Here is a 17296-nt window from a genome sequence, read left to right on the forward strand (position 1 = left end):
TCGCGGTTAATTGAAATGGAAAAAGTATGAAGAACTGGAAAACGCTGCTTCTCGGTATCGCCATGATCGCGAATACCAGTTTCGCTGCCCCACAGGTAGTCGATAAAGTCGCAGCCGTCGTCAATAACGGCGTCGTTCTCGAAAGCGACGTCGATGGCTTAATGCAGTCAGTAAAACTTAATGCGGGTCAGGCTGGTCAGCAGTTACCGGACGACGCCACGCTGCGTCATCAGATCCTGGAACGTTTGATCATGGATCAAATCCTCCTGCAAATGGGTCAGAAGATGGGTGTTAAAATCTCTGACGAGCAGTTGGATCAGGCTATTGCCAACATCGCCAAGCAGAACAACATGACGCTGGATCAGATGCGCAGTCGTTTGGCACAGGATGGTTTAAGTTATTCGACCTATCGTAGCCAGATCCGCAAAGAGATGACCATCTCTGAAGTTCGTAACAACGAAGTTCGCCGTCGCGTCACTATCCTGCCTCAGGAAGTGGATGCCCTGGCGCAACAGGTAGGCAACCAAAACGATGCCAGCACCGAACTTAACCTGAGCCACATTCTGATCCCATTACCGGAAAACCCAACTTCCGACCAGGTTAACGCGGCTGAAAGCCAGGCACGCTCTGTTGTTGATGAAGCGCGTAACGGTAGCGATTTCGGCAAACTGGCTATTACTTATTCCGCTGACCAGCAGGCGCTGAAAGGCGGCCAGATGGGTTGGGGACGTATTCAGGAGCTGCCGGGTATCTTCGCCCAGGCGTTAAGCACTGCGAAAAAAGGCGATATCATCGGCCCAATTCGTTCAGGCGTCGGCTTCCACATCCTGAAAGTCAATGATATGCGTGGCCAAAGCCAGAGCATCTCCGTGACTGAAGTTCACGCCCGCCATATTCTACTTAAGCCGTCGCCGATCATGACCGATCAGCAGGCGCGTCTGAAGCTGGAACAAATCGCGGCAGATATTAAGAGCGGTAAAACTACCTTCGCGGCAGCCGCTAAAGAGTTTTCTCAGGATCCAGGCTCTGCCAACCAGGGCGGCGATCTGGGTTGGGCTGCAGCGGATATTTTCGACCCAGCTTTCCGCGATGCGCTGACCAAACTTCATAAAGGCCAGATGAGCGCCCCGGTGCACTCCTCTTTCGGTTGGCATCTGATCGAACTGCTGGACACGCGTAACGTTGATAAAACTGACGCGGCGCAGAAAGACAGAGCTTACCGTATGCTGATGAACCGTAAATTCTCGGAAGAAGCAGCAACCTGGATGCAGGAACAGCGCGCCAGCGCTTACGTTAAAGTTCTGAGCAACTAATGGCTCGTACTCAACGTGTTGTTATCACTCCCGGCGAACCCGCCGGGATTGGCCCGGACCTGGTGGTTCAGCTCGCCCAGCGCGATTGGCCTGTAGAACTCGTTGTCTGTGCGGATGCAGGACTTCTCAGTGACCGGGCAGCGATGCTCGGTTTACCGCTTTCACTCCTCCCCTACTCTCCAGATACCCCAGCCAGACCGCAATCAGCAGGCACATTGACGCTGTTACCGGTTGCGCTGCGGGCACCTGCTGTCGTGGGTCAGTTGGCGGTAGTAAACGGGCAATATGTAGTGGATACGCTGGCTCGCGCCTGCGATGGTTGTCTGCAAGGTGAGTTTGCGGCGTTGATCACCGGTCCGGTTCACAAGGGCGTAATCAATGACGCAGGCGTTCCGTTTACCGGGCATACCGAGTTTTTTGAAGAGCGCTCACAGGCAAAGAAAGTTGTTATGATGCTGGCGACCGAAGAGCTGCGCGTTGCCCTGGCAACCACGCATTTGCCGCTCAGAGCCGTTGCCGACGCCATTACGCCCGCCCTGCTTCAGGAAGTGATCGGCATTTTGCATCATGATTTACGCACTAAGTTCGGCATTGCCGATCCACATATTCTGGTGTGCGGTCTTAACCCGCATGCTGGTGAAGGCGGTCATATGGGAACGGAAGAGATAGACACCCTCATTCCGGTACTCGATGAACTGCGTGCGCAGGGGATGAAATTAAACGGCCCGCTGCCCGCAGATACGCTTTTTCAGCCCAAATATCTCGACCACGCGGATGCCGTGCTGGCAATGTACCACGATCAGGGTCTCCCCGTGCTAAAATACCAGGGATTTGGTCGCGGTGTGAATATCACGCTGGGCCTGCCCTTTATTCGCACATCCGTCGATCACGGCACCGCACTTGAACTCGCGGGCCGTGGACAAGCAGATGTCGGCAGTTTTATTACGGCGCTTAATCTCGCCATCAAAATGATTGTTAATACTAATGAATAATCGAGTCCATCAGGGCCATTTAGCCCGTAAACGTTTCGGGCAGAACTTCCTCAACGATCAGTTTGTGATCGAAAGTATTGTCTCTGCTATCAACCCGCAGAAAGGTCAGGCTATGGTCGAAATCGGCCCAGGCCTGGCGGCATTGACCGAACCAGTAGGCGAACGTCTGGACAAGCTCACGGTCATTGAACTGGACCGCGATCTGGCAGCACGCTTACAGACACACCCGTTTTTAGGGCCTAAGCTGACGATTTATCAGCAAGATGCCATGACCATGAACTTCGGCGAACTGGCACAAACGATGGGACAGCCGCTACGTGTATTCGGCAACCTGCCGTACAACATCTCCACGCCGCTCATGTTCCATCTTTTTTCCTATACTGATGCCATTGCCGACATGCATTTCATGTTGCAAAAAGAGGTGGTCAATCGTCTGGTTGCAGGGCCAAACAGTAAAGCGTATGGTCGATTAAGCGTCATGGCGCAGTATTACTGCAATGTGATCCCGGTACTTGAAGTGCCGCCATCTGCATTTACGCCAGCGCCTAAAGTTGATTCAGCTGTTGTGCGTCTGGTCCCTCACGCGACGATGCCGTACCCGGTTAAAGATGTTCGTGTGCTGAGCCGTATTACCACCGAAGCGTTTAATCAGCGCCGTAAAACGGTACGTAACAGTCTCGGCAACCTATTTAGCGTTGAAGTACTGACAGAGCTGGGCGTTGATCCGGCGATGCGAGCGGAAAATATCTCTGTCGCGCAATACTGCCGGATGGCTAACTATCTGTCAGAAAACGCGCCATCGAAGGAGAGTTAAACATGATCAATTCGCCCCGAGTGTGCATTCAGGTACAAAGCGTCTACATTGAGGCGCAATCCTCACCTGATGATGAACGTTACGTTTTTGCTTACACCGTAACTATCCGCAATTTGGGGCGAGCGCCTGTGCAGCTGTTGGGGCGTTATTGGTTAATCACTAATGGTCATGGCCGCGAAACAGAAGTCCAGGGTGAAGGCGTGGTTGGCGTCCAGCCCCATATCGAACCCGGCGAAGAGTACCAGTATACCAGCGGTGCGGTGATTGAAACACCGCTGGGCACCATGCAGGGTCACTACGAAATGATCGATGAACAAGGCATCGCCTTTACCATCGACATTCCCGTATTCCGACTCGCCGTTCCAACACTCATTCATTAAAACAATAACTATGGCGACATACCTTATTGGCGACGTTCACGGTTGTTACGATGAACTGGTAGCCTTGCTGCATCAGGTAGAATTTAATTCCAAAAAAGACACCCTATGGCTCACCGGCGATCTGGTCGCTCGTGGGCCGGGCTCGCTGGACGTTTTGCGCTACGTGAAATCACTGGGCGACAGCGTGCGGTTAGTATTGGGTAATCACGATTTACACCTGCTGGCCGTATTTGCTGGTATCAGTCGTAATAAACCTAAAGACAGGGTCACATCGCTGCTCGAAGCACCGGATGCCGACGAATTACTTAACTGGCTCCGCCGTCAACCGCTGTTGCAGGTAGACGAAGAGAAGAAGCTGGTGATGGCGCATGCCGGTATCACCCCACAGTGGGACCTGCAGACGGCAAAAGACTGTGCTCGCGATGTTGAAGCCGTGTTGTCGAGCGACTCATATCCCTTCTTCCTTGATGCGATGTACGGCGACATGCCCAATAACTGGACCCCGGAACTGACCGGGCTGGCACGCCTGCGTTTTATTACCAACGCCTTTACCCGCATGCGTTACTGCTTCCCCAACGGTCAACTGGATATGTATAGCAAAGAGTCACCAGAAGACGCACCTGCCCCGCTGAAGCCGTGGTTTGCCATTCCTGGACCTGTCAGTGAAGCGTACAGCATTGCATTCGGGCACTGGGCATCGCTGGAAGGCAAAGGCACACCAGAAGGTATTTACGCGCTGGACACGGGGTGTTGCTGGGGAGGCGATCTCACCTGTCTGCGCTGGGAAGACAAACAGTACTTTGTGCAGCCATCAAATCGCCATCTGAATCTGGATCCTGGCGAAGCAGTCAACGCCTGAGAGATTTATGCCTGATGGCGCTACGCTTATCAGGCCTACATCTGGCACAAGAGTAGGCCGGATAAGACTTTTCGCTGCCATCCGGCACTTACAGGATTAACGACGCTCCAGAATCTCGAAGCAGTAGCTGTGAGAGTTTTGCGCGTCGGCATCGTGGAATTCACTGAACACCGACTCCCAGTCATCCGGTTCGTAGTCCGGGAAATGCGTATCCCCTTCGACTTCAGCATCAATGTGCGTCAGATACAGCTTCTGCGCTTTTGGCAGGAACTGCTCATACACGCGCCCACCGCCAATCACCATAATCTCTGGTTCATCACCGCAGGCCGCAATGGCTTCATCAACAGACTTCACCCACTGCACACGATCGTCAGTGCCAGGCTTGCTGCTGATGACGATATTTTTACGCCCAGGTAACGGTCGCCCGATGGATTCCCAGGTGTGGCGTCCCATGACAACCGGCTTGTTTAAGGTATTACGTTTAAACCAGGCGAGATCGGCAGGGAGGTTCCACGGCATGGCGTTCTCCATACCGATGACGCGATCTACCGCTAACGCCGCAATCAGACTGATCATTGAATATTTCCCGGATACAAAAAAATTGTCGCCACTATACGGAAAGCGCAATCTTTCGTCGACTGGCGGAAAGAGGATGAACAGGAAAATTTTCCGTTCTGCTGGCGAACCGACCTATTTAAGGTGGTACGCCAGCATTACAGTAGTTCAAAAACAGCCAATTAGCAGTAAAGTTTGCAGAACATCACATTTTTTACCCTATGCTGACGGTTTCACTTCCGGCTCATCGGCGACGTCGCCCGTATGCTTACCTTCATCCGTGCCTTGCCAGCCATGGCGTTGAATTAACGATAAGTGCTGACGATCTTCCGCAATAATTTCACTCAGCATTGCGCTGGTGCGTTTATAAACGGCCGCGCGGGAAGTCGCGTCATTTTCCCCTTTCACCATCTCCTCTACCATCATGGTATTGAATCGGCGGAATACGTCGGCCCGCTCACGTGCCTCATAGCGCCCAAGCCCGAGCCCCTCCAACGCCAGACGTCCGGTCTTCAGTGCACCTTCAAAGGTTTCGCGTTCCGGCATATCCACGCCCGCCTGGCGCAGGCGGATGTAATGATCCACATCGCGCGCACGAGCAATAATTTGCAGATGCGGGAAATGCTCTTTCACCATTTCGGTTAACTGCAGGCTGGTTTGCGGATCGTCAATGGCATTAATAATGACTTCAGCTTTTGCCGCCCCGGCAGACTCCAGCAGATCCATCCGGGTCGCATCGCCATAGAAAACCTTCATCCCGAATTTACGCAGCGTTTCGATATGGTCCGGGTCATGATCAAGAACCACCATTTTGACCCCACTCGACAACAACAGACGACCGGTTATCTGGCCAAATCGCCCAAATCCAGCGATGATCACCCGCGGTTGCTCCTCATCGATTTCATCGGCTTCCCGCTCTTCCGAAGTCGCCGATTTTTCCAGACGCGTCAAAATCACCAGCAAAATCGGCGTAGCCGCCATCGACAACGCCACCGCCAGTGTCAGCGATTTCGCCCAGTCAGGATCGAGCACATTTGCCATTTGCGCCGCACCAAACACCACAAAGGCAAACTCACTGCCCTGCCCTAACAATACGGCAAACCAGCGACGCTGCTTGTTCGGCACCTGCAACGGTTTCGCTATCAACCACAGCATGACGGTTTTGATAACCAGGAAACCGACCAGCAAAATGATAATGCGCAAGGGATTATCAATCAGCGTACCAAAGTCGATAGACATCCCCACGCCAATGAAAAACAGTCCCAGCAGCAATCCTTTAAATGGCTCAATGTCGCTTTCCAGCGCGTGGCGATACTCAGAGCTTGCCAGCAGCACCCCGGCCAGAAAGGCCCCCATCGCCATCGACAGGCCAACCTCTTCCAGGAGCAGACCGAAGCCAAACACGAGGAACAGCGCAACGGCACTGAATACTTCCCGCAGGCCCGAACGCGCAACAAAACGCAAGGCCGGACGTGTGACATAACGCCCCAATACCACCACTAATACCAGTGCGCCCGCTACCTTCAGGGCTGACAATGCAAACGCCCCAAGCGTAGTCGATGCGCCGCTCGCCGCCAGTAACGGGATCATCGCCACCAATGGAATAGCGGCGATATCCTGGAACAGCAGCACGGCAAACGCGCTGCGGCCCATTTGCGAAACCATCAGGTTGCGTTCATTCATTGCCTGCATAGCGATAGCCGTTGAGGAAAGCGCCAGCGTCATGCCGATCAGTTCCGCTACCTGCCAGCGCAGGCCAAGGAACATACAGAACAAACCAATTAAGCCGCCGCAAACCACCATCTGTAGCGCACCGCCGCCGAACACCGATGCCCGCAATTTCCACAAACGTTGCGGATCCAGCTCCAGACCGATGACAAACAGCATCAGTACCACACCGATCTCCGCAAAATGCAGGATGGATTCGGCGTCCGTCACCAGCCTCAGACCCCAGGGTCCGATAATGCATCCGGCGATGAGATACCCCAGTACCGACCCTAATCCCAGCCGTACGGCGATGGGTACAATCAGCGCCGCCGATCCGAGATAAATCAGCGCCTGTATCAGCGTATGGCTATCCATGGTGTGCCTCCTGCCATTCCATCAGACGCTGTTTGTAGTGACGCGCCTGCGCTTGCAGCGTTTCATCATCACAGATAAACGTACAGTGCATCGCAAACGGCGGCAGCCATTTGAGGCCGCAATAGAGCGCTGTTGCCTGTAAAGGCTGAGAAAGCACATCAAATCCGGGATGGGAGCCAATATCGAAGTGGTTTTCACCGCCGCCGGTCGTCACCGCCCACAGCAGTTGTTTACCGTGCAGCGCAGTACCGCCATGGCCATACGCCCAGCCGTGCGAAAGGACTTTATCCATCCACAGCTTGAGTAATGGAGGTGTGCTGTACCACTGCATCGGATGCTGCCAGATGATCAAATCAGCGCGCGCCAGCGCATCCTGTTCAGCGGCAATATCGATATTGAAGTCGGGGTAGAGCTGGTAGAGCGAGCGTATCTCCACGCCCTCCAGCGTCCTTGCCTGTTCAAGCATCCGCTTATTCGCATGCGAATGCTGCGGATAGGGATGCGCATAAATGATGAGAATCATGATTAGCCTGTGTCACTGCATTATTGTAATAACAGTGAGTTTAGTCACTTAATCCACAGGCTAACAGTCAATATTATTGAGTGGCTGAATGGAGAAAACTGAACTAGTTGTCCAGTTCGCTCATATCCTTAACCTGATCGCGGTTAATCTGTTCCGTCTTACCCGTCTGAGCATTTTTGTACGACACCAGACCAGTATCATCATCAACCTGCGGTTTGCCGTCAGTGACGATTGTTTTGCCATCGGTGGTTTTAACCGCCTGGTTTGAGGAACAACCGACCACGGTAAACAGTGCTGCTGCGGTAAAAATTGAGGTGATCAGGATATGTTTTTGCATGGTGTTCTCCCTGCTTTTCAGTTGTTTTCAGTGATATACCCAGTTAACTGTAGGCTAACTGACTGAGTTGCAGGGAAAATACAGAACACTCCTAATAGCCCGCCCTGGTCACGGGCTTACTGCGAATCGTCATTTGACTGGTTTGCGCCAGCGTCAGACCTCGCGTTTCTGGGGCGAAAGCGATGGACACAAGCAGGCCAATCAGCGAAATTCCTGCGCCCATCAGCATGACATTGCTGATACCGTATTTGGTGATGAATACCGGCAGCGCCCAGGTTGAAACAATAGTACCGATGCGGCTTAAGGACATAATCACCCCGACGGCAGACGCGCGAATGTCGGTAGGGAACAGTTCGTTTGGGTATAGCCACTGCAGGTTTCCCGGTCCCCCCGAGAAAAACGCGTACACGGCAAACGCCAGCACCACCAGCCACGCCCCCATATCAGGAATTAACCCCAGCACGGCCAGCGCCAGCGTCATCATAATAAAACTGCCAATCAACAGCGGTCGGCGACCCGCGCTATTGAGCCAGAACATGGGCGGAATGCATCCCAGCATAAAGCACAGGCTGATTACCACATTGCCCAACGCGGCGCTTTTCCCGGCACCAAGCCCCAACAGTCCAACAATCTGCGGACCAAAGGTATAAATGGCGAACATCGGGATCACCTGACAGGTCCAGATTGCGGCAACAAACAGGACAAACGGGAAATGACGGCGGTTAAACAGCTGTAGGAAACGCGTCTCCTGCGGCGCCTCTTCGTCGAACACCACCGGTTCGCCGAACAGTTTGATCATCATCGCTTCACACTCTTTCACCCGACCTTTACGCAGCAGCCAGCGCGGCGATTCAGGAAGATCGAAGCGCCCAATCAGGATCAAAATACAGGGGATCACCGCGCTGCCCAGCATCCAGCGCCATCCTCCCTCAACATCATACAGCCAGTAACCGACCAGATCGGCACAGGTGGCGCCGACATACCACATCGCGGCGATAAAACCGATGGAGAAAGCGCGCTGGCGGGTATTGGAGAACTCGGTAATCATCGAGGTAGCAATCGGATAATCGGCACCAATCACAATGCCGATCAGCACGCGCATCACCAACAGCTCAACGGGCGAGGAAACAAACATGGTTGCTGCCGATATCACGCCAATGGCGATAATATCGATGATGAACATTTTGCGCCGCCCGACCTTATCGGAAATGTAGCCAAACAGCGACGTCCCCACAAACAGACCAGCGAGAGTGCCGGCGCCCAGCAGACCAATCCACTGTGCGTCCAGTTTCAATGCTGGCGTGAGCTGTTCCAGCGCCACGCCAATCATCACCAGCACATAACCATCCAGAAATGGCCCACCGCTTCCCCACAGCATTATCCGGCGGTGAATAGAGGTAAATTTGATGTCATCAAAGTTCCTGGGCTGCTGCATAGCGACTTCCTGTTTCAACACGGGCAAAGCGTCATCTATAGGCCGGATAAGGCGTTTACGCCCCCATCCGGCACTGGCGTCACATGATTGCCGGATAAGACGCTAGCGCGTCTTATCCGGCCTACGGGTGCACAACCTCATACTTATTAACCGTAGCGAAACTCCACGCCAAATGTCCCACGCGGGTATTCCCACTTTTCCAGCGCTGTATCGAGTCCGAGAATGCGGCACGTTCCGCACTCCAGACATCCGGCATAATCAAACCGTACGCTGCCGTCGTCCTGCTTTTTATACAGCCCCGCTGGACAGGCCTTAATCAGCACTGCCAGCGCCTGTTTATCAGGATCGGTTTTGAGAATGATATGTGGGCTGTCTTCATCGACATTGAACTTATTGACGCCCAGTTTGACGTCCACATTGACGGGAGATGTCATAATACGGTCACTCCTTTCAGGCCATCTTTCATCAGGTTGATGAAGCCCACTTTCTTCGCATGGCGCAGGATTTTTTTACGCATTGGCACTGGGGCGGAACCATCTACGGTGAACAGGTCGCGTGCGATACTGACCGCCATTTCGGGATAGGCGGTAAACATGCGCGGGTTATCAAGAAAAGCAGGAAGCTTCTGGTACATACGCATATCGCGCATCGGGCCATCGTCCAGATGCTGACGGTATTCACCCAGCGACTGCTTGCTAAAGTCGTCGCGCTTCATCGCTGAAAGCACCGTTTTCGCCGCCGCTTCGCCTGCGGAAATGGCGAGATCCATACCGCGAATGGTAAAGCCGAGGTTCATACACATTCCGGCAGCGTCACCGGCAATCAGCACACCGTCCCCCACCAGTTCAGGCTGCATATTCATACCGGCTTCAGGTACGACGTGCGCGGCATATTCCACCAGCTTGCCACCGGCGATCAGTGGGGCAACCGCCGGATGCTGTTTGAAATCTTCCAGCATTTGCGGGACCGATTTTTTCGCGTCTTTCAGGTGATGAAGGCCGCAGACCAGCCCCAGAGAAAGGGTCGTTTCATTCGTATAGAGAAAGCCACCACCCATCAATCCATCAGTTGGCGAACCGGCAAACAGGCAAGCTGCACCTTCGTTCCCCTGTAACTGGAAACGATCTTCAATTACCGATTTTGGCAGTTCGATCAGCTCCTTTACGCCGACGGCAACATGCGATGCCTCGACGCGCTTTGCCATACCCAGCTTTTCAGCCAGCAGAGAATTCACCCCGTCGGCGAGGATCACCACTTTGGCTTCCAGAATATCGCCGTCGGCTTCCACGCCCACGACTTTACCCTCGCGCTGCACAACGTTATCCACACGAATACCGGTGATGAGCTGGGCGCCCGCCTCCTCGGCCTGCTCCATCAGCCAGGCGTCAAATTTGCTACGTAAGACGGAATAAGAAACCTGCGACGATGCGGCCTCTTCACCATTGCAATAGTCGATGGTCATCGCCCCTTTGTCGGTCATAAAGGCGAGCTTTTCGTGGGTGATTATGCGTTCAATGGGGGCCTGCTCAGCAAAACCGGGAATGATGCGCTCCAGGCTATGCGCATACATGCGCCCACCGGTGACATTCTTCGCGCCAGCAGAATTGCCGCGCTCGATAACCAGCACCTGTGCACCTTCCCGAGCCAGCACCAGCGCCGCAACCGAACCAGCCAGACCTGCACCCACTATGATGGCATCAAAGATATCTTCGGACATACGTACTCCTGTCAGCGGCAGGATACCTTCGCATCCTGCCCGAATGGTTTAACGCGCTAAGGCAGCCGTCAGCGCAGGCAGGATCTTCAGCGCATCGCCAACAATGCCATAATCTGCATACTGGAAAATCGGCGCATTTTTGTCTTTGTTGATGGCGAAAATCGTCTGTGCGCCGTTGGCGCCGACCATATGTTGGATCTGCCCGGAGATCCCCACGGCCAGATACAGTTCAGGCTTAAGCATCAGGTTGGAGATGCCGACGTAGCGTTCATGCTCCATCCACTTCTCGTTTTCCGCCACCGGACGGGAACAGGCCAACTCAGCGCCAATCGTTTGGCACAGCGCTTCTGCCAGCGAGATATTTTCTTTGCTACCAATACCGCGTCCCACGCTGACCACCAGACGGGCTTTGTCGAGATCGACGCTGTTGCTCTGACGCGCCTGAGTTGCCGTACGGGTCACGACAATGGCCGGAGCCTGCCACTGGACGGTGTGCACCTCACCGCTGCGAGCGGTATCCGGTTGCTGCACGTCAAACGTTCCGCTACTGAGAGTGATCACGGCAAACGGTGAAGCGATTGTTTCTGCTCCCATCGCCAGGCCGCCGTAGACCATATGTTTGACCGCCGCTTTTCCATCCTGCACCGCGACTGCGCTGGCGTCATTTGAGACTGCAGCCGACAAGCGAAAGCCCAGCTTTGCCGCTAACAGCTTGCCCCGACGTGTATTCGGCAGCAGCACCGCGCCGCCCTCGCTGTGCTGACGAATGATTTCGGCCATCGCATCGGCGTAGTCTTCAACCATACGGTCTTCTGGTTTGCCGCTGAGCAGCCAGACATGATCCGCGCCTAAATGACATGCCGTTGCACTGTCCGCATCGCTGAGCACAAACGTGTTAACTTTTTCGCCTAAAGCCTGCGCACCTTTCATCAGTTCCGGCAGACGAGAAGGGGTATCGCTGAATACCCAGATACTGGAAAATTTGTTCATAACATCCCCTGATAATTAAATGATTTTGCGAAGATTCTCGACAAACGCGGCAATCTGTTCTTCACCGTCACCTTCAATGACAACGCGCTGACGCTCGCGCTGTTTCGGCGCAGCAACCTGCTGTGCGGAATACGCCTGCACGCTGTTCAGCCCAATGTCTGCAGGTGACCAAACCTGAACCGGTTTTTTCGCCGCACCAAGAATGGCTTTCATGGAAGGGATTTGAGGGGTGTTGATGTCAGTAGAAACCGCGATAACCGCCGGAAGCGGGATACTCAGGGTTTCAACTTCATCTTCCAGTTCACGCTCTACCGTCAGAGTGCTGTCGGTAAGAGAGAGGATTTTGCTCACGCCGTTTATCGCCGGCACGTCCAGCATTTCGCCCACCAGCAGACCAACCTGCTGAGCATAAAGATCGGAAGAACCGTCGCCGCAAATAAGCAGATCAAAACCGGATTTTTGCACGGCGGCAGCCAGCGCAGTGGCAGTTTGTTGCGGCAGCGCCTGTTCAAATTGATCGTCAATGACAACAATCAGTTCATCAGGGCCACGGGAAAGCACATCTTTGCGCCCTTTTGCATTGGTCAGCGCTTTGCCTCCGACGCTCATGGCCACAACCTGAGCCTCTCCCACCTGCTGTTTTAACTGGCAAGCCGCTTCGATCGCATTCAGATCATATTGGCTGATTTTGCCATCTGCTTTGCTGAAATCGAGTGTTCCATCAGCATTATTAATCGCAATATCCTGCTCATCAGGTACGCATTTGTAGCAAGTAATTATCTTCATTGCATCTCCAGAAATCATGAAGGAAACGTATTTATATCGGCGGTGTTAAATACAGATATCACGCTCTTTAATTCGGAAATAAAACCTTAATCACCAATATTGAAAATGTCACACATTGAAATTCGTAACTTTCAATAGTGTTACATGCCTCACCAATATTGAAAGAATCACGTCAAATATGAAAATTTTCAATATTGTCTGCTGGTTCAACAATATTGAACGCCAGTCACTTAAAAAAGTTAAAAAACCAATGTCAACATCATGATTAACAAGGAAATCATCTAGATTTTCAGACAAAATAACCAGCATAAAAAAGTGTGACACAGATAACGGAATAGCCGGAAATGAATACCCATTATGAGTTACTCACTGAGGCGCCCCAGAGGTTAAAAAGTCATCAACAAATCATTAATAATAAATAAACAAACGATCACATACGGGCACGCTAAATAAATTTCGTTTTCACACTGGAATTCAATTATGAAAAATGAAAAGAGAAAGTCGGGAATTGAACCGAAGGTTTTTTTTCCGCCATTAATAATTGTTGGGATACTTTGTTGGCTAACAGTAAGAGATCTTGATGCCGCTAACGTCGTTATTAATGCGGTATTCAGTTATGTCACCAACGTCTGGGGTTGGGCATTCGAATGGTATATGGTCGTCATGCTCTTCGGATGGTTCTGGTTAGTCTTTGGCCCGTATGCCAAAAAGAAATTAGGCGACGAAAAACCCGAGTTTAGTACCGCCAGCTGGATCTTTATGATGTTCGCCTCCTGTACATCTGCCGCGGTGCTGTTCTGGGGTTCCATCGAGATCTACTACTATATCTCTACCCCGCCGTTCGCTTTGGAGCCCAATTCCACGGGTGCGAAAGAGATCGGTCTGGCGTACAGCCTGTTTCACTGGGGGCCGTTGCCGTGGGCAACCTACAGCTTCCTTTCTGTGGCCTTCGCCTATTTCTTCTTTGTGCGCAAGATGGACGTCATCCGTCCCAGCTCCACGCTGGTACCGTTAGTGGGCGAAAAGCATGCGAAAGGGCTGTTCGGCACCATCGTTGATAACTTCTACCTGGTGGCACTGATCTTCGCGATGGGTACCAGCCTCGGTCTGGCGACGCCGCTGGTAACCGAGTGTATGCAATGGCTGTTCGGTATTCCGCATACGCTGCAACTCGACGCCATCATCATTACCTGCTGGATCATTCTGAACGCCATTTGCGTAGCCTGTGGCCTGCAAAAAGGAGTCAGAATCGCCAGCGACGTGCGTAGCTACCTGAGCTTCCTGATGCTGGGCTGGGTGTTTATCGTCAGCGGCGCCAGCTTCATCATGAACTACTTCACCGACTCGGTCGGCATGCTGCTGATGTATCTGCCGCGCATGCTGTTCTATACCGATGCCATCGGTAAAGGCGGATTCCCGCAGGGCTGGACTGTTTTCTACTGGGCGTGGTGGGTCATTTACGCCATCCAGATGAGTATCTTCCTGGCGCGTATTTCTCGTGGTCGTACCGTACGTGAACTGTGCTTTGGGATGGTGCTGGGCCTGACCGCTTCCACCTGGATCCTGTGGACAGTCCTTGGCAGCAACACGCTGCTGCTGATGGATAAAAACATTCTCAACATCCCGCAGCTGATTGAACAACACGGCGTGGCGCGCGCCATTATCGAAACCTGGGCCGCCTTGCCATTCAGCACCGCCACCATGTGGGGCTTCTTTATCCTCTGCTTTATTGCCACCGTCACGCTAATTAACGCCTGCTCCTACACCCTGGCGATGTCCACCTGTCGCGAAGTTCGTGATGGTGAAGAACCGCCGCTGTTGGTGCGTATCGGTTGGTCCGTTCTGGTCGGCGTCATCGGCATCGTTCTGCTGGCGCTGGGTGGGCTGAAGCCCATTCAGACCGCAATTATCGCCGGAGGATGTCCGCTGTTCTTCGTCAACATCATGGTGACGCTGTCCTTTATTAAAGACGCCAAAGTGCACTGGAAAGACAAGTAATTCTTATTAACCCAATTGATCAAGAGGCTGAAAGATGGATTTCAACTTAAATGACGAGCAGGAACTGTTTGTCGCCGGTATTCGTGAACTGATGGCCAGTGAGAACTGGGAAGCTTATTTTGCCGAGTGCGATCGCGACAGCGTCTACCCTGAGCGTTTTGTAAAAGCACTGGCAGATATGGGCATCGATAGCCTGTTGATCCCGGAAGAACACGGCGGGCTGGAAGCCGGTTTTGTCACCGTTGCCGCCGTCTGGATGGAACTCGGACGTCTTGGCGCACCAACCTATGTGCTGTACCAGTTACCGGGGGGTTTTAACACCTTCCTGCGTGAAGGGACTCAGGAACAAATCGATAAAATCATGGCGTTCCAGGGAACAGGTAAGCAGATGTGGAACTCTGCAATTACCGAACCGGGAGCGGGATCGGATGTTGGCAGTCTGAAAACCACTTATACACGCAAAAATGGTAAGGTTTATCTTAATGGCAGTAAGTGCTTTATCACCAGTAGCGCCTATACCCCGTACATCGTAGTGATGGCGAGAGATGGTGCATCGCCGGATAAACCTGTTTATACCGAGTGGTTTGTTGACATGAGCAAGGCGGGTATCAAGGTCAACAAACTGGAGAAACTCGGTCTGCGCATGGATAGCTGCTGTGAAATCACCTTTGATGACGTTGAACTGGACGAGAAAGACATGTTCGGTCGGGAAGGTAATGGCTTCAATCGTGTGAAAGAAGAGTTTGACCATGAACGCTTCCTCGTCGCACTGACCAACTACGGTACGGCAATGTGCGCTTTTGAAGACGCAGCGCGTTATGCCAACCAACGCGTACAGTTTGGCGAAACGATCGGCCGTTTCCAGCTGATTCAGGAGAAGTTCGCGCACATGGCGATCAAACTGAACTCCATGAAAAACATGCTGCTGGAAGCCGCATGGAAAGCGGATAACGGCACTATTACCTCGGGCGACGCGGCCATGTGCAAATACTTCTGCGCCAACGCGGCATTTGAAGTGGTAGACACCGCCATGCAGGTGCTGGGTGGCGTGGGTATCGCGGGTAACCATCGCATCACGCGCTTCTGGCGTGACCTGCGCGTTGACCGTGTTTCTGGAGGTTCTGACGAAATGCAGATCCTGACGTTGGGTCGTGCGGTATTGAAGCAATACCGTTGATTCGTTCGTTTCGTAGGCCGGATAAGGCGTTTACGCCACCATCCGGCAATATGCCCGGTGGCGCTGCGCTTACCGGGCCTACAAAAAAATGCCAGGAGAAAAATGATGAATCATTTACCAATGCCAGCCTTCGGCCCGCTTTCCGGGGTACGCGTTGTCTTTTCAGGGATCGAAATTGCCGGTCCGTTCGCCGGACAGATGTTCGCCGAATGGGGTGCTGAGGTTATCTGGATTGAAAACGTTGCGTGGGCCGATACCATCCGCGTGCAACCTAACTATCCGCAGCTCTCACGCCGTAATCTGCATGCCCTGTCGCTGAATATTTTCAAAGATGAAGGCCGGGAAGCGTTTCTGAAGCTTATGGAAACCACCGATATTTTCATTGAAGCCAGTAAAGGCCCGGCCTTTGCCCGCCGCGGTATTACCGATGAAGTGCTGTGGGAACATAACCCGAAACTGGTTATCGCCCACCTTTCCGGCTTCGGCCAGTTTGGTACCGAGGAGTACACCAATCTTCCGGCGTATAACACCATCGCACAGGCGTTCAGTGGCTATCTGATCCAAAACGGTGACGTGGATCAGCCAATGCCAGCCTTCCCGTACACCGCCGATTACTTCTCCGGGATGACCGCGACGACAGCGGCGCTGGCGGCTCTGCACAAAGTCCGCGAAACGGGTAAAGGTGAAAGCATCGATATCGCCATGTACGAGGTGATGCTGCGCATGGGTCAGTATTTCATGATGGATTACTTCAACGGCGGCGAAATTTGCCCACGTATGACCAAAGGCAAAGACCCGTATTACGCTGGCTGCGGCCTGTATAAATGCGCCGATGGCTATATCGTCATGGAGCTGGTCGGCATCACGCAAATCAACGAGTGCTTCAAAGATATTGGCCTCGCCCACATTCTTGGCACACCGGAAGTCCCGGAAGGCACCCAGCTTATCCATCGCGTGGAATGCCCTTACGGCCCGCTCGTGGAAGAGAAACTGGACGCGTGGCTGGCAACACACACCATCGCCGAAGTCCAGGCGCGTTTTGCTGAGCTGAATATCGCCTGCGCGAAGGTGCTGACCATTCCGGAACTGGAAGGCAACCCGCAGTACGTTGCCCGTGAATCCATTACTCAGTGGCAAACGATGGACGGTCGCACCTGCAAAGGTCCGAACATCATGCCGAAATTTAAAAACAACCCGGGGAAAATCTGGCGTGGCATGCCGTCACATGGCATGGATACTGCCGCCATTCTGAAAAACATTGGTTATAGCGAAGCAGACATAAATGAGCTGGTCGGCAAAGGCCTGGCCAGAGTTGAGGAATAAACGCGACGCGCTGAC

General features: G+C 53.1%; 17 protein-coding genes. 8 read left to right on the forward strand and 9 right to left on the reverse strand.

All coding sequences use genetic code 11. The features are described from left to right. The first annotated feature begins 26 nt into the window (after positions 1 to 26). The 5 genes from surA to apaH are packed head-to-tail and all read left to right on the forward strand — an operon-like array spanning position 27 to position 4358. Positions 27 to 1313, forward strand: a complete 1287-nt coding sequence (gene surA / locus SK39_RS07725; protein WP_003018860.1) for a peptidylprolyl isomerase SurA — start codon at positions 27 to 29, stop codon at positions 1311 to 1313. Continuing rightward, entirely contained in the window at positions 1313 to 2305 is a 993-nt protein-coding gene (gene pdxA / locus SK39_RS07730) for a 4-hydroxythreonine-4-phosphate dehydrogenase PdxA (RefSeq protein WP_048216844.1), read from the forward strand. The genes surA and pdxA overlap by 1 nt, the downstream gene beginning before the upstream one ends. Continuing rightward, positions 2298 to 3119, forward strand: coding sequence for a 16S rRNA (adenine(1518)-N(6)/adenine(1519)-N(6))-dimethyltransferase RsmA (rsmA, locus tag SK39_RS07735; RefSeq protein ID WP_003018865.1), 822 nt, complete (start codon positions 2298 to 2300; stop codon positions 3117 to 3119). Before pdxA ends, rsmA begins: the two co-directional genes overlap by 8 nt. Positions 3120 to 3121: 2 nt before the next feature. Next, positions 3122 to 3499: a Co2+/Mg2+ efflux protein ApaG gene (gene apaG / locus SK39_RS07740; protein WP_003018867.1), complete on the forward strand. Its 378-nt coding sequence runs from the start codon at positions 3122 to 3124 to the stop codon at positions 3497 to 3499. A 10-nt stretch (positions 3500 to 3509) separates the two neighbouring features. Further along, positions 3510 to 4358, forward strand: coding sequence for a bis(5'-nucleosyl)-tetraphosphatase (symmetrical) ApaH (gene apaH / locus SK39_RS07745; protein WP_003845697.1), 849 nt, complete (start codon positions 3510 to 3512; stop codon positions 4356 to 4358). Positions 4359 to 4454: 96 nt separating this feature from the next. On the opposite strand, the gene folA is transcribed toward apaH, so the two are convergent. The 9 genes from folA to SK39_RS07790 all read right to left on the reverse strand — a co-directional run bounded on the left by folA (position 4455) and on the right by SK39_RS07790 (position 12783). Continuing rightward, complete coding sequence (gene folA, locus SK39_RS07750) at positions 4455 to 4934, reverse strand: type 3 dihydrofolate reductase (RefSeq protein ID WP_003018873.1); 480 nt, start codon at positions 4932 to 4934, stop codon at positions 4455 to 4457. Between the two features lie 198 nt (positions 4935 to 5132). Next, positions 5133 to 6995, reverse strand: a complete 1863-nt coding sequence (gene kefC, locus SK39_RS07755) for a glutathione-regulated potassium-efflux system protein KefC (RefSeq protein ID WP_003018875.1) — start codon at positions 6993 to 6995, stop codon at positions 5133 to 5135. Further along, on the reverse strand, positions 6988 to 7518 hold the full coding sequence (gene kefF / locus SK39_RS07760) for a glutathione-regulated potassium-efflux system oxidoreductase KefF (protein WP_003018878.1): 531 nt from the start codon (positions 7516 to 7518) through the stop codon (positions 6988 to 6990). The genes kefC and kefF overlap by 8 nt, the downstream gene beginning before the upstream one ends. Before the next feature lie 103 nt (positions 7519 to 7621). Further along, the gene (locus SK39_RS07765) at positions 7622 to 7855 is read right to left on the reverse strand and encodes a YgdI/YgdR family lipoprotein (RefSeq protein WP_003837373.1); all 234 of its coding nucleotides are present in this window, start codon (positions 7853 to 7855) and stop codon (positions 7622 to 7624) included. A 91-nt stretch (positions 7856 to 7946) separates the two neighbouring features. Then, positions 7947 to 9290: an MFS transporter gene (locus tag SK39_RS07770; protein ID WP_003845694.1), complete on the reverse strand. Its 1344-nt coding sequence runs from the start codon at positions 9288 to 9290 to the stop codon at positions 7947 to 7949. 146 nt (positions 9291 to 9436) lie between these two features. Then, a complete protein-coding gene (gene fixX / locus SK39_RS07775; protein ID WP_003837369.1) occupies positions 9437 to 9724 on the reverse strand; it encodes a ferredoxin-like protein FixX in 288 nt (95 codons plus the stop codon). Next, positions 9721 to 11007: an FAD-dependent oxidoreductase gene (locus SK39_RS07780; protein ID WP_003018887.1), complete on the reverse strand. Its 1287-nt coding sequence runs from the start codon at positions 11005 to 11007 to the stop codon at positions 9721 to 9723. Before SK39_RS07780 ends, fixX begins: the two co-directional genes overlap by 4 nt. A 48-nt stretch (positions 11008 to 11055) precedes the next feature. Continuing rightward, positions 11056 to 11997, reverse strand: coding sequence for an electron transfer flavoprotein subunit alpha/FixB family protein (locus SK39_RS07785; protein WP_044712960.1), 942 nt, complete (start codon positions 11995 to 11997; stop codon positions 11056 to 11058). A 15-nt stretch (positions 11998 to 12012) separates the two neighbouring features. Beyond that, complete coding sequence (locus tag SK39_RS07790; protein WP_003018893.1) at positions 12013 to 12783, reverse strand: electron transfer flavoprotein FixA; 771 nt, start codon at positions 12781 to 12783, stop codon at positions 12013 to 12015. 480 nt (positions 12784 to 13263) lie between these two features. Here SK39_RS07790 and caiT point away from each other — a divergent pair, with 480 nt between their 5' ends. The 3 genes from caiT (at position 13264) to caiB (ending at position 17281) form a co-directional block, all read left to right on the forward strand. Then, positions 13264 to 14781 carry an L-carnitine/gamma-butyrobetaine antiporter gene (gene caiT / locus SK39_RS07795; protein WP_003018896.1) on the forward strand — a complete coding sequence of 506 codons (1518 nt, stop codon included), beginning with the start codon at positions 13264 to 13266 and terminating at the stop codon, positions 14779 to 14781. 34 nt (positions 14782 to 14815) lie between these two features. Further along, the gene (gene caiA / locus SK39_RS07800; RefSeq protein ID WP_003018898.1) at positions 14816 to 15958 is read left to right on the forward strand and encodes a crotonobetainyl-CoA dehydrogenase; all 1143 of its coding nucleotides are present in this window, start codon (positions 14816 to 14818) and stop codon (positions 15956 to 15958) included. A gap of 105 nt (positions 15959 to 16063) precedes the next feature. Further along, positions 16064 to 17281, forward strand: a complete 1218-nt coding sequence (caiB, locus tag SK39_RS07805; RefSeq protein WP_003018901.1) for an L-carnitine CoA-transferase — start codon at positions 16064 to 16066, stop codon at positions 17279 to 17281. Positions 17282 to 17296 lie beyond the last annotated feature (15 nt).

It is taken from the genome of Citrobacter sp. BIDMC107, from assembly GCF_001037575.1.
In the GTDB taxonomy this organism is placed as follows: domain Bacteria; phylum Pseudomonadota; class Gammaproteobacteria; order Enterobacterales; family Enterobacteriaceae; genus Citrobacter; species Citrobacter freundii.